This window comes from Pleionea mediterranea, from assembly GCF_003148745.1.
In the GTDB taxonomy this organism is placed as follows: domain Bacteria; phylum Pseudomonadota; class Gammaproteobacteria; order Enterobacterales; family Kangiellaceae; genus Pleionea; species Pleionea mediterranea.
On record NZ_QGGU01000012.1, the window covers coordinates 1 to 15,408 of the forward strand.

The 15,408-nt window shown below is 42.0% G+C and carries 13 protein-coding genes; 7 read left to right on the top strand and 6 right to left on the bottom strand.

Annotated features, from left to right (window positions below):
- Positions 1-318 precede the first annotated feature (318 nt).
- Genes C8D97_RS15120 through dnaA form a run of 5 tightly spaced genes read right to left on the bottom strand, consistent with a single transcriptional unit; the run spans position 319 to position 6,690 of the window.
- Complete coding sequence (locus C8D97_RS15120) at positions 319-624, bottom strand: hypothetical protein (RefSeq protein ID WP_109764640.1); 306 nt, start codon at positions 622-624, stop codon at positions 319-321.
- 23 nt (positions 625-647) lie between these two features.
- Positions 648-3,071 (bottom strand): DNA topoisomerase (ATP-hydrolyzing) subunit B, encoded by a 2,424-nt coding sequence (gyrB, locus tag C8D97_RS15125; protein ID WP_109764641.1) that lies wholly within the window; start codon positions 3,069-3,071, stop codon positions 648-650.
- A 10-nt stretch (positions 3,072-3,081) separates the two neighbouring features.
- Complete coding sequence (gene recF, locus C8D97_RS15130) at positions 3,082-4,191, bottom strand: DNA replication/repair protein RecF (RefSeq protein ID WP_109764642.1); 1,110 nt, start codon at positions 4,189-4,191, stop codon at positions 3,082-3,084.
- An 11-nt stretch (positions 4,192-4,202) separates the two neighbouring features.
- The gene (gene dnaN, locus C8D97_RS15135) at positions 4,203-5,309 is read right to left on the bottom strand and encodes a DNA polymerase III subunit beta (RefSeq protein ID WP_109764643.1); all 1,107 of its coding nucleotides are present in this window, start codon (positions 5,307-5,309) and stop codon (positions 4,203-4,205) included.
- Positions 5,310-5,325: 16 nt separating this feature from the next.
- Positions 5,326-6,690, bottom strand: coding sequence for a chromosomal replication initiator protein DnaA (gene dnaA, locus C8D97_RS15140; RefSeq protein WP_245411469.1), 1,365 nt, complete (start codon positions 6,688-6,690; stop codon positions 5,326-5,328).
- A 777-nt stretch (positions 6,691-7,467) separates the two neighbouring features.
- Between dnaA and rpmH the strand changes: the two genes are divergently transcribed.
- From rpmH to mnmE, 5 genes are read left to right on the top strand one after another with little or no spacing between them, the layout of a single operon-like run.
- Positions 7,468-7,602, top strand: coding sequence for a 50S ribosomal protein L34 (rpmH, locus tag C8D97_RS15145; protein WP_109764645.1), 135 nt, complete (start codon positions 7,468-7,470; stop codon positions 7,600-7,602).
- A gap of 45 nt (positions 7,603-7,647) precedes the next feature.
- Entirely contained in the window at positions 7,648-8,022 is a 375-nt protein-coding gene (gene rnpA, locus C8D97_RS15150) for a ribonuclease P protein component (RefSeq protein WP_245411470.1), read from the top strand.
- The gene (yidD, locus tag C8D97_RS15155) at positions 8,007-8,249 is read left to right on the top strand and encodes a membrane protein insertion efficiency factor YidD (RefSeq protein WP_210204967.1); all 243 of its coding nucleotides are present in this window, start codon (positions 8,007-8,009) and stop codon (positions 8,247-8,249) included. Before rnpA ends, yidD begins: the two co-directional genes overlap by 16 nt.
- Positions 8,250-8,270: 21 nt before the next feature.
- Complete coding sequence (yidC, locus tag C8D97_RS15160) at positions 8,271-9,953, top strand: membrane protein insertase YidC (RefSeq protein ID WP_109764647.1); 1,683 nt, start codon at positions 8,271-8,273, stop codon at positions 9,951-9,953.
- Between the two features lie 11 nt (positions 9,954-9,964).
- Complete coding sequence (gene mnmE, locus C8D97_RS15165; protein ID WP_109764648.1) at positions 9,965-11,365, top strand: tRNA uridine-5-carboxymethylaminomethyl(34) synthesis GTPase MnmE; 1,401 nt, start codon at positions 9,965-9,967, stop codon at positions 11,363-11,365.
- Between the two features lie 116 nt (positions 11,366-11,481).
- On the opposite strand, the gene C8D97_RS15170 is transcribed toward mnmE, so the two are convergent.
- Positions 11,482-12,711, bottom strand: coding sequence for a hypothetical protein (locus tag C8D97_RS15170; RefSeq protein WP_109764649.1), 1,230 nt, complete (start codon positions 12,709-12,711; stop codon positions 11,482-11,484).
- Positions 12,712-12,873: 162 nt separating this feature from the next.
- Here C8D97_RS15170 and mnmG point away from each other — a divergent pair, with 162 nt between their 5' ends.
- On the top strand, positions 12,874-14,763 hold the full coding sequence (gene mnmG, locus C8D97_RS15175) for a tRNA uridine-5-carboxymethylaminomethyl(34) synthesis enzyme MnmG (RefSeq protein ID WP_109764650.1): 1,890 nt from the start codon (positions 12,874-12,876) through the stop codon (positions 14,761-14,763).
- Positions 14,763-15,386, top strand: coding sequence for a 16S rRNA (guanine(527)-N(7))-methyltransferase RsmG (rsmG, locus tag C8D97_RS15180; RefSeq protein WP_109764651.1), 624 nt, complete (start codon positions 14,763-14,765; stop codon positions 15,384-15,386). Before mnmG ends, rsmG begins: the two co-directional genes overlap by 1 nt.
- Positions 15,387-15,408: the final 22 nt, after the last annotated feature.

A 15,408-nucleotide genomic window follows, 5' to 3' on the forward strand; every position in this document is an offset into this window, starting at 1 on the left:
AAATGCGCTTGCCATTGAGGTTCAAATAACAAACAAAAATCATCGACATCTACGTAAATTGCCTCTAAATTAGTCATGCCCTTGTCCTGTGTGATTTTTCTTTTTTCGTCGAAAGATCTGATCACCGCAAGGGCATTTAGTTCACTTTTCTTATCCGCAGCTCAGGTTAAATAATTAATGAGAATAAATTAACGCTAGGAGAGGTGCTTATATAAATTAAAAGAGTAATAACTTACTAACCTTTAAGCTATTACAATTAGCAATAAAAAAACCACCTTATTTAAGGTGGTTTTTTGTTTTAAATAATGAGAATTGCAGTTATTGCCCTTGTTTTGCCTCTGCAATATAAACTCTGGCCCGGCTTACCTTATCCAGGCAACTGTCATAACGCTCTATCGATTGCTGAAACTTGGCCGCCGATAATAAGCCCACTGCTTTGGTGTAACTGACGGATCCGGCAAAGCCTTCGGTTTTAGCAATATCCAGTTCTTTCCAGGCAATCTCCAGTTGAGTCGCACAGGTATCACGACCCAACTGTTTGGCTGCGCAGCCGCTGAGTACAACGAATAACAATCCTATAAACACTGTTTTTGCCGGTACAATCACTGCTTTAATAGATGTCATCTTTTAGTGTCCTCTGTGTGAATTTAAACGTCCAGGTTCGCCACGGCTAATGCATTATTTTCAATAAACTCTCGACGAGGTTCCACGTGATCACCCATCAAACAGGTGAACAGTTGATCCGCTGCCACAGCGTCTTCAATGGTAACCTGCAACATACGACGTGAGTCGGGATCCATGGTGGTTTCCCAAAGCTGCTCAGGGTTCATCTCGCCCAGTCCTTTGTAGCGCTGTACCGCCAGACCTTTACGAGACTGCTTCATTAACCATTCCAAAGCTTGTTCGAAGCTTGAAACCATCTGTTTACGTTCGCCACGCTGTATGTAAGCACCCACTTCCACCAAACCTGTTACTCGTTTTCCGATTGAGATTACTTTGGCGTAGTCGTTCGAGCCGAAAAACTCATGGTTAAAAGCATAGGGGTGTTCAAGGCCATGATGGATCACATTAACTTCTGGATAATAAATATGACGTTCATGATCTTCTTTGATAGTAACTTCATAACGAACAGCACCGGCTGTTTTATCCTGATTAATCGCTTCAAGCATTGCGTCACACCAGACTTCTACTTTAGAGCGATCACCTAATGACTCCGCGCTTAGTTCGGGTAAGTAAATCAGGTTCTTCATCACTTCTGACGGATACAAACGCGCCAACCGGTCAATCAACTTTTCTACTTCACGATAATCTTCAACCAACTCTGCCAGACCCTGCCCTTTAATTGGTGGTGCATCCGGATTAACGTACAAAGCGGTATCGTTTAGCGCTAAATTGGTTAAGTAGGCTTCTAATGCAGGATCGTCTTTCAGATAAGTTTCCTGTTTGCCTTTTTTCACTTTATACAACGGTGGTTGCGCAATATAAACGTAACCGTTTTCTATAAACTCGGGCATTTGACGGTAGAAGAAGGTCAATAATAAGGTTCGGATGTGTGCTCCATCCACGTCAGCATCGGTCATTATAATGATTCGATGATAACGGATCTTTTCCGCATTAAATTCATCGCGGCCAATTCCACAACCCAAAGCGGTAATTAAGGTGCCAACTTCAGCAGACGACAGCATTTTATCAAAACGCGCTTTTTCCACATTAAGGATTTTACCTTTTAGTGGAAGAATCGCCTGATTCTTACGATTACGCCCCTGCTTAGCAGAACCACCCGCCGAGTCACCCTCCACTATGTAGAGTTCAGATAACGCCGGGTCTTTTTCCTGACAATCCGCCAATTTACCTGGCAGGCCAGCAATATCCAGCGCCCCTTTACGGCGTGTCATTTCACGGGCTTTACGGGCTGCTTCCCGTGCTCGGGCCGCTTCCACCATTTTATTGACAATCATTTTCGCTTCGGTTGGATTCTCTAACAAATACTCACCGAGCTTTTCACCCATGGCCTGCTCTACTGCACTTTTCACTTCCGACGACACTAACTTATCTTTGGTTTGCGACGAAAACTTGGGATCCGGTACTTTTACTGATATTACGGCGGTCAATCCTTCTCGAGCATCATCGCCCGCTGTGCTGACTTTGCCCTTGTTCATGCCTTCTTTTTCAATAAAGTTATTTAGGGTACGCGTAAGCGCGGCACGGAATCCTGCTAAATGGGTACCGCCATCACGCTGAGGGATATTATTGGTGAAGCAGTAAATATTCTCCTGATACCCATCATTCCACTGCATCGACACTTCTACGCCAATATCGTCTTCTTCACGCTGCGTCGTAAAGTGGAATACTTCGTTATGAATGGGCGTTTTGTTTTGGTTTAAGTACTCAACAAAGGCTTGAATACCGCCTTCGTACTTAAAATGATCTTCTTTTCCGTTGCGTTCGTCTTTTAAAATAATCGAAACACCGGAGTTCAGGAATGAGAGTTCACGCAATCGTTTGGCCAGAATGTCGTAGTGGAACTCTATATTTGTAAAAATTTTATCGCTTGGTTTAAATCTTAAGTCTGTACCTGTAACATTTGTATCCCCCACAACCTTAAGATCACTGAAGGGTTCGCCCAGATGATACATCTGTTCATGCACTTTACCCTGACGACGAATGGTAATTTTAAGTTCGTCGGATAAAGCATTAACAACAGATACGCCCACACCGTGTAATCCACCGGATACTTTATAGGAGTTATCGTCGAACTTACCGCCAGCGTGCAGAACCGTCATAATAACCTGTGCAGCAGAAACCCCCTCTTCTGGGTGGATATCCACTGGAATACCACGACCATCATCGGAAACCGTTACTGAGTTATCGGTATGTATTGTCACTTTAATATCATTACAGTGGCCGGCTAGAGCCTCATCAATGGAGTTATCCACCACCTCAAAAACCATATGGTGCAAACCGGTACCGTCGTCGGTATCGCCGATATACATACCCGGTCGTTTCCTTACCGCATCGAGTCCTTTTAATACCTTAATACTGGATGAGCCGTAATCTGCATTCTCTGACATATATATACCTTTATTGTTGACTATTCTGCACCTGGAACTGGCCGTGTTCCACGTGAAACATTTGCCTATTATACCCTGAAATTGCCCTTGGCAGGGAGTCTTGTGTGATGGCAGTTAGCACTATTTGTGCGCCTTCTAACGCCATCAGAGCCTTTAGTAAACGCTCCTGATTGCTGCTATCTAACTCTGACGGCAAGTCATCAATACAAATAAGACAAGGCTTATTGTTCTTCATTAAAAAGCATTGAATCATCGCCAACATTACACCATTAATCAATATTTTTTGTTGTCCCCTGGAAGCTGTTTCCAGGATGTTTTGCTTGTCTTTAATCAGACGAAAATCGGCTCTATGAGGACCACTTTGTGTACTGCCTCTTTGTATATCCGATTCCTGATTATTTTTCAGTACCTCTGACAAACTTGATGATTTACTGGAACCCGTCAAATACTCCATATCGATACCCTGCAAAAACTCTGAGTAATCCAACTGATTATTTTCGAACAGCTGACTTATGGACTTAAAATAGCGAAGCCTTAATTCGGTCAGTTGCTCGGAAGTATTGCAGAACAAAGAATCCCAGTAGGATAAGTCTTTCAACCCATGCCCTTTATATTTAATTTGTTTTAGTAGAGCATTGCGTTGTTTTAACACTTTATTGAAATCACGCCAAACGCTGTAAAAATTATGTTCCACGTGGAACACTCCCCAATCGAGTAGCTTTAATCTCGCCTGACGTTGCAATGATATTTGATCATAAAAACCAGGAACTATGGAGAAAACGGGCAATAATTGAGTGAGCTCGTATTGCTTTTGACAAATATCACCATTAATTTTGGCTTTATAGTCACCAGAAAGTGAACGACTTAAGCCTACCTGAAAGGGATAATCCTCGATAAAGCCATGAGCAAATACGGTTAATTTATCGGTATTCGATTGTATAACCTTGGCAACTTTGCCAGTGCGAAAGGATTTGCCATTGGCTAATAATGACAGAGCTTCCAGTAAACTGGATTTACCGGCGCCATTGTCGCCCGTTATGATGGTGAGTTTTGGATGAAGACTAAGGTCAGCGTAAGCAATGTTGCGCACATTGCTTAGCTTTAACTGACGAATTAACATGAAAGGCTAGACTACAACCTCATCGGCATGATGACGTAAACACTGGTAGAGCCGTCTATTTCTTCCACCAATAAACTGCTGTTAGCATCGGAAAAAGTCAGTTTTACGTTTTCGCTGGATACCGTGCCTAATACATCCAGCATGTAATTAACGTTAAACCCTATTTCAAGATCGGGCCCGTTGTAATCCACTTCCAGCTCAATTTCAGCTTCTTCCTGCTCAGGATTATTCGAATGAATTTTTACTTGGCCATTCAGCAGGTTAAATCGAACCCCTCTGAATTTTTCATTACATAAAATAGACGCCTTTTGTAATGAGTCTCTTAAGTTGGAACGATTGGCGACCACCAGTTTATCACCGCCTTTCGGCAGTACTTTTTCGTAATCCGGGTATTTTCCATCGACTAACTTGGAAGTGAATGAAAAATGATTACTGGAGGCTTTTATATGATTACCACTGATTTGTAACTGGATCGCTTCATCAACACTGGATAGAAAACGATTCAGTTCCAATACACCCTTGCGCGGTACAATGGCTTGTTGGCGTTCCTGAATATCACTTTCAATGTCCGTTGAGGACATGGCAAGACGATGGCCGTCGGTGGCAACAGCAATCAGCTTTTTATCGGGACTGAAGTCGAACAGCATGCCATTCAGATAGTAACGGACATCCTGCTGTGCCATGGCAAACTGGGTGTCACTGATCACCGATTTAAGCTCGTCAACATTCAGTTTAATATCGGCTAGCCCTAAGGAATCTTCGAGACTGGGAAACTCGGTCGCAGGTAAGGTAGATAGAGTAAAACGACTTTTAGTGGTCGATAATTTAACTTTATTCTCAATTAATTCCAGACCTACGTGTTCGTCTTGCGATAAGCTTTTTATGATATCGACGAATTTTTTTGCCGGTACCGTGGTTTCACCAGGCTCAAACTCACCATCAAGGGGAATATGGGCAACCATTTCAACTTCTAGATCGGTGCCCGTGATCGAGAGCTGACCATCTTCAACCTGCAGTAAAACATTAGCCAGAACCGGTAACGTCTGTCGACGCTCTACCGCACCACTAACCAATTGCAAAGGCCCGTAAAGTGCCTGCTGTGTAAGCGATAATTTCATAAAATTACCTTTAAAATCAACTAGTTAATATACGAAGTAGGTTGGTGTAATCTTCTTCGATATCGAGGTTTTCATCTTTTAATTCTTTGATCTTACGACAGGCATGCAGCACTGTTGTGTGATCTTTACCGCCAAAGGCGTCACCAATTTCTGGCAAACTGCGATTGGTTAATTCTTTTGCCAGACTCATGGCAACTTGTCTGGGCCGAGCAACGGAACGACTGCGACGCTTAGATAATATATCAGCGACCTTAATCTTATAATACTCAGCGACAGTTTTTTGAATATTTTCGACACTGATTTGTTTATCTTGCGCAGCGATAAGATCCCTTAACGCTTCTTTCACAAATTCAATGGTGATTGGTTTTCCGGTAAATTGAGCGTTGGCGATAACCCGCTTAAGCGCCCCTTCCAACTCACGAACATTTGAACGAATCCGTTTGGCGATAAAAAATGCCACTTCATTAGGCAATTTAATTCCTGAGGATTCTGCCTTTGAAATTAAAATAGCAACACGGGTTTCGAGTTCTGGTGGCTCAATGGACACGGTTAATCCCCAGCCAAAACGAGATTTTAATCGTTCTTCTACACCATCGATTTCTTTTGGATAGCGATCACAGGTCAAAATAACTTGCTGATTGCCTTCAAGCAGTGCGTTAAACGTATGAAAAAACTCTTCCTGTGAACGCTCTTTATTGGCAAAAAACTGAATATCATCAATCAATAAGGCATCGACAGAGCGATAATAACGTTTAAATTCATCAATGGTGTTGGTTTGCAGCGCTTTAACCATGTCGGCAACAAACCGTTCAGAGTGTAAATATATTACTTTACCGTTAGGTTTCTTATCTAAGATTAGATTGCCTACAGCATGCATTAAATGGGTTTTACCTAAACCCACACCGCCATAGATAAATAAAGGATTATAAGCCGTACCCGGGTTCTCTGAGACCTGTTTGGCCGCTGCATTGGCCAACTGATTTGATTTACCTTCAACAAACTTTTCAAAACTGAAATTTGGATTTAAGTTTGAACGGTGATCAATGGAAACTTTTGAGTTTGGTTTTGGTTGTTGTTTCGCTGGTGCAGGATTAATTTGCCGCGGCTGTTGAGGTTTATGATTAACTGCAGAGGGTTCTGACTGGCCAATCGTTAAATTAACCTTTTTTGGTGTTCGTTGATCGATATCCTCAAGTAAACTATTGATTTTATTTAAATAGTTTTCTCTCACCCAATCAAGTACAAATCGGTTAGGGGCACTGACCGTAATAGATTCATTATTTTCGTTGATTTTTAATGGACGGATCCAGGTGTTGAACTGAGTAGGTGCCAGTTCATCCCTGAGTCTGCTTGCACAATATTGCCAGTGCTCTTGTTCCAATGTTCTAGTGCCCCGAATAATCGATTTGCTTGTTATATTTTTTGATAGCTAGCGAGTGTAGATCGATTTTGATTTCTGATCCATTACTTTTCCACAGTTTGTTTAAATCAAACTAATTTTTTGAATAATAATTAAACTGAACAGTTATTGGTCTTTTATTATTAAGTGGATTAAATCAGGGGTTAATTACCCTGTGTTATTGTAACTTTCTTGTTAATAATTATTACTTTTTTATAAATAATCATTTTATCCAAGATCTATACCTAGATTATACCTGGGTTATATAATGATGAAACACAGGGTTATTATTAATATAAACTATTGTATTTAATATAAAATACCCACTTATCCACAGATAATCCTTTGACTAATAATAGATCTTATAAAGATCTTTTTATATTTATTATTAAATATAAATATAGGTGGTGTGTGGATAGCTTGTTTGTGAACTTTGAATAGTCTTTTGGTAGGGTTTTGATAGAATTTGAAGAAATAATGGGAAAACATCGGAAAATGGTAATTTATTTTAAAATATTATTTTCCACAGTTAAGATTATTTAATTACTATATATTGATATAAATTGATCGAACTATGGACGATATAGTGGGTTTTTGGTGGAGAGCGGTATTTTTAAGTCTATGGGAAGCGTTAAAATAGCGGTTATTGCCTGTTATTTCGGCAGAAACTCGTTGATCTCAATAGACGCATCGGCTAGAATTTCGCCCCCTCCCAAGTTGGGAGTACAGTTGGATTAAAGCAACCGCGGGTTTTTAACAATGAAACGTACATTTCAACCAAGTAATTTAAAGCGTAAGCGTACTCACGGTTTCCGTGCGCGTATGGCAACTAAAAACGGACGCGCTGTTTTGGCTCGTCGTCGTGCAAAAGGCCGCAAAGTACTTAGCGCCTAATACGACTCTAGTTTCTAGAATAAAACGCAGGCTCTTGCTGAAACTATGATGGGTTCCGAAACGAACTCGTTTGGTTTTTCGCAGGAGCTTCGTCTTTTAAGCGCTAAGCAATTTTCATTTGTATTTGCTGATGCCAATCGCATTGGTAATAAAGCGTTTACTGTGTTGTTTCGTAAAAACGGGCAAACACACCCTAGACTGGGCTTAGCAATTGCCAAGAAGCAGGTTAAACTGGCCACTGGCAGAAACCTGATCAAACGAAAGATCAGAGAGTCGTTCCGCTTAAACCAACACCGTTTACCGGCGGTCGACTTTGTCTTTATGGTTCGTCGAGATATTAATCATATGGACGCAAAAGCCATTGATGATGCATTGGCTCATGTGTGGCGAAAAACTCGAAAACTATGCGAAAATTATTGATATTGATTATAAGGCTCTACAAAAAGGCATTAAGTCCTTTGTTGGGTGATCGATGTCGTTTTTACCCCAGCTGCTCATCCTATGCCATAGAAGCATTGGAAAAGCATGGTGTTTTAAGAGGCAGCTGGTTATCAATAAAACGAATTTTAAGGTGCCATCCGCTCAATGACGGCGGAAACGATCCGGTACCGGAATCATTCAGTGGCGTTCACAAACACAAACATTAAGAAAATTTGAGATTGTAGATTATGGAATCTTCCCGCGGAATTTTATTGCTTGCCCTCGCCTTTGTAACGTTTTTAATGTATCAACAATGGCAAGAAGATTACGCACCAAAGCCACCTGTGCAATCAGATGTAGCAGCTGAAAGCGCTGCTATCAGTCAAAATGAGTCGGGTATTCCCTCGCAAACCTACCAGCCGGATAGCTCTTCTGACTCAGATATTCCTCAAGCCACCCCTACTGAGCAACCGGTAACACACAATCAATCAGAAACCATCACTCTGAAAAACAATGTACTTGAGTTGAATATTGATACTCATGGCGGAGATGTTGTGCTGGCTCGGTTGTTGAAATTTAATGAAAAACTGAATCAAAACGATAATAAAATCGAGTTATTGAATCGCACGCAAAATCGAACATTTGTCGCTAAAAGTGGTTTGATTGGTGAAAATGCGCCTGATACGGCAAAAGGTCGTGCTCAGTTTAATGTGATTGAAAACAGTACCACCGACAAAGGCAGTCGTCTGGTTCTTCGCTGGATCAACAGTGATGGTGTGGAATTTTATAAAGTGTTCGAGCTGGCGAAGGATCAATATGATTTAGCGGTCAGTTATCGCATCAATAATAAATCATCTGAAGAGCTGAATGTCAGAATGTTTAATCAGCTTAACCGGGATCGTTATGTGTCTTCCGAGGGCGGCAGTGGCTTTGGTATTCAGGCCTACACTGGTGCTGCTTATTCTACGGAAGAAACGCGTTATGAAAAATACGATTTTGACGACATGGATGAAGCCAATCTAAATTTAAAAACCAAGGCGGGCTGGGTAGCGTTTTTGCAGCACTACTTTGTTACTGCCTGGATCCCGAACCAACAGGGTATTAATGAAATAACCTCACAAGTGTTGAAGAACAAAAATGTCTCTATCATTCGAGTAATGCAACAATGGGTGAGTGTCGGTCCTCAGGCGACTAAAGAAATCAGCAGTACCTTGTATATGGGACCAAAAGAACAGGAACAATTAGAACAGTTAGCGGAAGGACTTGATCTTACCGTGGACTATGGCATTTTCTGGTGGATTGGCCAGCCGCTTTTCTGGTTATTAACTTTTTTCCAATCCATAGTGGTGAATTGGGGTGTGGCCATTATTTTGGTTACGGTTACGGTGAAACTTCTGCTTTACCCATTAGCTAATGCGCAATACCGGTCGTTCGCTAAAATGCGGTTATTGCAACCGAAATTACAGCAACTTAAAGAACGCTATGGTGATGATCGTCAGAAAATGTCCATGGCGATGATGGAAATGTACAAGAAAGAAAAAGTGAACCCCATGGGTGGTTGTTTGCCTCTTATTGTACAAATGCCAGTATTTTTTGCACTTTACTGGGTGTTGTTGGAGAGTTATGAAATTCGACATGCGCCATTAGCATTATGGATCCAGGATTTATCCGCGGCCGATCCTTATTATATTTTGCCAATATTAATGGGTATTTCCATGTGGGGGATGCAAAAACTGCAACCGACTGCTGCAACTATGGATCCCATGCAACAAAAAATCATGCAGTTTTTACCAGTAATGATGACCGTATTCTTTATTTTCTTCCCTGCTGGTCTGGTACTTTACTGGTTAGTGAATAACTTATTGTCGATAGCTCAACAACTCTATATCACCAAAAAAATAGAGCGTGAGTACGCGGCGAAAAAAGCCTAGCGATCAAATTTATGAGTGCGACGGAAATTATTGGATCTTCAGAGCAAACGGAGTTTCAGCAAGACACAATCGTCGCACTAGCCACACCACCCGGTCGAGGTGGTGTGGGTATTATTCGTATCTCTGGCGCAAAAGCTTCCAACATTGGCGTAGCCATTACGGGCCAAGTTTTAAAACCCCGTATTGCCACCTATCTAAATTTTCATCTTGAAAATGATCAGGTTGTTGATCAAGGGATCGCACTTTTCTTTAAAAATCCTCATTCATTTACTGGCGAAGATGTGGTTGAACTGCAGGGACATGGCGGACCTGTGGTTTTAGATATGTTGATTAAACGCATTATTCAACTCGGTGTAAGGATGGCCCATCCGGGGGAGTTTTCGGAACGCGCATTTCTCAATGATAAAATCGATCTGGCACAAGCAGAAGCCATTGCCGATTTAATTGATGCCTCTTCGGAACAAGCTGCAAAAAGTGCACTTAAAAGTTTACAGGGCGAGTTTTCAAATAAAGTACACAATCTGGTTGAGCAATTAATTCATTTGAGACTCTATGTTGAAGCCGCCATTGATTTTCCCGAAGAGGAAATAGATTTTTTATCCGATGGTAAAGTAGAGAAAGATTTGCGGGCCATCGTTTCATCTATTGCACAGTTGCAACAGGAAGCGCAGCAAGGTGCTATTTTACGTGATGGTATGAATGTGGTGTTGGCGGGTAAACCTAACGCCGGAAAATCCAGCTTGCTGAATGTGTTATCCGGTAAAGACAGTGCAATTGTCACAGATATTCCGGGAACCACTCGAGATATTTTAAAAGAGCATATCCATATTGATGGTATGCCATTGCACATTATTGATACCGCTGGTTTGCGGGAGTCGGGTGATCATGTTGAAAAAATTGGCATTACCCGAGCCTGGCAGGCAATTGAACAGGCGGATCGATTATTATTGGTGGTTGATGCTACGGACAAAGATCCGCAAGCAAGCATGCAGGATGTAATAACTTTTTTATCCAGTCATATTCAACAATTACCACCATTAACGGTTGTCTATAATAAATGTGACCTGATTGGATCGACAGAAACATTAAAACAAACCCAGTCAAAAACGTTATTTCTCAGTACTAAAAGTAGCCAGGGTATAAGTGAGCTAAAGCAACACCTTAAAGATTGTATGGGGTATGAATCCACCGGTGATGGTGTATTTATGGCAAGACGCCGTCATATTGAGGCAATAGAAAGTGCCAGCGATCATACCGATAAAGCTATGTATCAGTTAACGACTCATAACGCTGGTGAGTTGGTTGCTGAAGAATTGCGTCAGGCACAAAATCAATTAAGCGAAATTACCGGTGAGTTTTCTGCCGACGATTTATTAGGGCGTATTTTTTCCAGCTTTTGTATTGGCAAATAATTTTTTATTGAATTTCAATTAAAATAAAACTCCTTCAGTACAATATTTTTACTGAGTACTGAAGGAGAGGTTGAGCTAGTTATCGGGTTGCTTCGCTACAAGATATTTTTAATAGATTATATAGGTTCAATTGATTTCACTTGTTGCGGCTTAAACCTAACCTGTGCCTTACCACCCGATTGTCGAATTTCCAGTTTAACCAATTTTGCGGTTACTAATAGCAAGCGACCTTCATACTCCCTCCCATTCTCGTCGATTAACAGGACAGTTTCATTTAAGCGTTGCTTTAGTTGATAGAGTGATGGATTACGAATAATCTTTGATACTGGCTGAACAACTGCTGGTTTATTCTGTTTTTGTTTTTCTTGTGCTAACTCTTCTTTGGTCTTTTCTGTTTTAAGTTCAGTAATTGCACGACCATTTATATTCAACTTCATACCGAAGGCATTAACTTTTTCAGCCAAAGATAGCTCATCTATAGTATTTAAACGGATACCAGTTCTAGGGCTTAGAGTAAACGAAAAGTTTTCCGGGGTGTTAGTAAAGTTCTCATATTGCTCTATTAATAAATCAGATACAACAATGCCATTATTTTGCAGATGATTAATAACGGCTTCGGCATGGGATTGTTTAAAATTAGCCATCGATTGATCAGAAAGTTTGGCGCAATATTGATTGCGACTGTTAATGACATGAGGATCGAACATGACCCATTGAGCGTATACTAAATAAGGCGATGTTAGGCTGTCGGGTATCACGTCGTTTAATTCGAACTGCCATTCAAAAGATGCCAGTTGATCGAGTTTAACGCTACTGGTGAGTTTAAGATTTTTTGCAAGACTGTCGTATTGATAATTTAGATCCATAAATCCGGTTACTTTTGTAACTCCGGTATTAATTAAGTCCACCAAAGAAAAACTTTCAGAGTCGCCGCATTGTTGTGCCATTAACTTTATTAAAGTGAGATCACTGGTTTGTTTGAGTGATTTTGCCAGATTACTGATAGGTATTTCGATATTGGTAAAGTTAAATTGCCCTGCTTCTGTATATTCCGAACGAATAATCTGTTCGTTCAAATCAAATAGTTCATCCCAGCCACCCGGTTCAAATGTCAATACATCTGCCTGTAGCAACAAACCGTAAATGGAATGATTGACTCTTGGGTTGGTTAAGACAATTTCGCCCTGTGAGTTGATATAGTGATGTTTATAGTGCAGTGAAAAGTGCTGCGGTAATTTATCCTGAGCCGACTCAATGATCTGGCCAGTTTCACGCCAGCCATAAAATGCAACAGTGACGACAAGTAATAACAATAACAGCAAGAAGCGAAAGATTTTCCTGACCATGAAGTGTCCTTGGGTTTACACCTGTTTTTTATAATTAATAAAGTAAATCAATAAGTTACCTTATTTAATAGCAGATATACAGATTAAATACATCGACAGCGTTCAAAATTTAGGCAAACTCAGGTAAAATCGGCGCCCATTTTCGAAAAGTGACACGATTTTATGCGTTTTGCAGAACAGTTTGATGTGATTGTCATTGGCGGCGGTCATGCGGGTACCGAAGCGGCACTGGCTGCTGCTCGTATGGGATCCTCGACTCTGCTGTTGACTCACAATATAGAGACTCTTGGGCAGATGAGTTGCAACCCGGCCATTGGTGGTATCGGTAAAGGCCATCTGGTGAAAGAAGTGGATGCGCTTGGCGGCATTATGGCTCGAGCCATTGATAAAGGCGGCATCCAGTTTCGTACCCTTAATGCGTCGAAAGGCCCTGCGGTTCGAGCCACCCGTGCTCAGGCCGATCGTGCACTTTATAAAGCAGCGGTACGGGAAGCGCTTGAAAATCAGCCCAATCTTAAGATATTCCAACAGGCAGCTGATGATTTAATTATCGAAAATGACCGTGTGGTGGGTGTTAAAACCCAGATGGGTCTCGATTTTTCAGCCAAAACCGTTGTCTTAACCACGGGTACCTTTTTGGGTGGTGTGATCCATATTGGTATGCAAAACCAGAGTGGTGGCCGGGCCGGCGATCCACCATCAATCGCGCTTGCGGATCGTTTGCGTGAATTGCCCTTTCGGGTTGACCGACTAAAAACCGGCACGCCTCCCCGTATTGATGCGAAATCAATAAACTTCGAGGGACTTGAAGCGCAGCCCGGTGATTATCCAACGCCGGTGTTTTCGTTTACCGGTTCAAGACAAGATCATCCCAAGCAGATTGATTGCTGGATCACCCATACCAATAACCAGACCCATGATGTTATTCGCAGTGGTCTGGATCGTTCGCCCATGTATTCCGGAAATATTGAAGGCATAGGCCCGCGTTATTGCCCATCCATTGAAGATAAAATCATGCGATTTGCCGACAAATCGTCGCACCAGATTTTTATTGAGCCTGAAGGGTTAAATACCCACGAGGTTTACCCTAACGGTATTTCGACCAGTTTACCGTTTGATGTGCAGTTGGCGTTTGTTCGATCCATTAAGGGGTTTGAAAATGCTTTTATCACACGCCCGGGTTACGCCATCGAATATGACTTTTTCGATCCAAGGGACTTAAAGCGTTCATTAGAAACCAAGTTTATTAACGGTTTATTTTTTGCCGGACAGATCAATGGCACAACCGGCTATGAAGAAGCCGCCGCTCAGGGATTGCTGGCAGGATTGAATGCGTCACTGCAAGCTCAGGAAAAAGAGGCCTGGTCGCCCCGTCGCGATGAAGCTTATATGGGTGTGTTGGTGGATGACTTGATCACTTCCGGCACCAAAGAACCCTACCGGATGTTTACCTCTCGAGCGGAATATCGCTTATTGCTTCGTGAAGATAACGCCGATGCCAGACTGACAGAAACTGGTCGTAAACTGGGGCTGGTGGATGATCATCGCTGGTCAGTGTTTAGCGACAAAATGGAAGCCATTGCTGCAGAAAATACCCGGCTGAATAAATCCTTTGTGCAGGCAGGTAGTTCACAAGCGAAAGCATTGGATCAATTTATCGAAAAGCCTTTATCGCGCGAAGCGCGCTTGATGGATCTATTAAAGCGTCCCGAACTCGACTATCAAAAATTAATGTCGGTTGAAGGCGTTGGACCGGGTGTTAAAGATGAGCAGGTGGCATTACAGGTGGAAGTTCAGGCGAAGTACGCCGGTTATATTTCACGGCAGCAAGATGAAATAAACCGTAGTTTACGCTATGAAAATGCCCCGCTTCCGGTGGATCTGGATTATTCGGATATTAATGGCTTATCAGCAGAAGTGATGCAAAAGTTGCAGGACAGTCGACCAGAAACGGTGGGTCAGGCCTCGCGTATTTCCGGGGTCACGCCAGCGGCCATATCATTGATGTTGGTGTATTTGAAAAAACGAAACCTGTTGCGAAAGTCAGCTTAATGGATCTGTCTAAAAAAATTGCCCAGGGTATTAATAAGCTAGGGCTTAGTGTAGGTGAGCAGCAACTTAGTCAGTTTCAGGAAATTATTGAGCGACTGATCAAATGGAACAAAGCCTATAACCTGACGGCGATACGTGATCCGGAGCAAATGGTGATCCTTCATTTATTTGACTCCTTGTCGATTGCGCCTTTATTACGACCGGGTCGATTGCTTGATGTTGGCACCGGCCCAGGCTATCCCGGAATTCCACTGGCCATACTGGAACCAAACCGGGAATATGTGCTGTTGGACAGTAATGGAAAAAAAACACGTTATCTCAAGCAGTTAGTTCATGAGATGAAATTAAAGCAGGTAACAGTGCTAGACAGCCGAGTTGAACAATGGCAACCTGATCGACCGTTTGATGTTATTGTCAGTCGTGCCTTTGCCAGCTTACAAAAAATGACCGATCTGACTGACCACCTGTTAGCGGAAGACGGTGTGTGGCAGGCGATGAAAGGCGAAAACCCCGTAAACGAACAGGCATCACTGCCTGAAAACATTCAACTGGTGTCGGTTGAACCTGTGGCGGTTCCCCTGTTGAATGCTGAACGTCATCTGGTGACATTAAAAAAAGCCTGAAGATAAAATAGTTGAGGTTCAA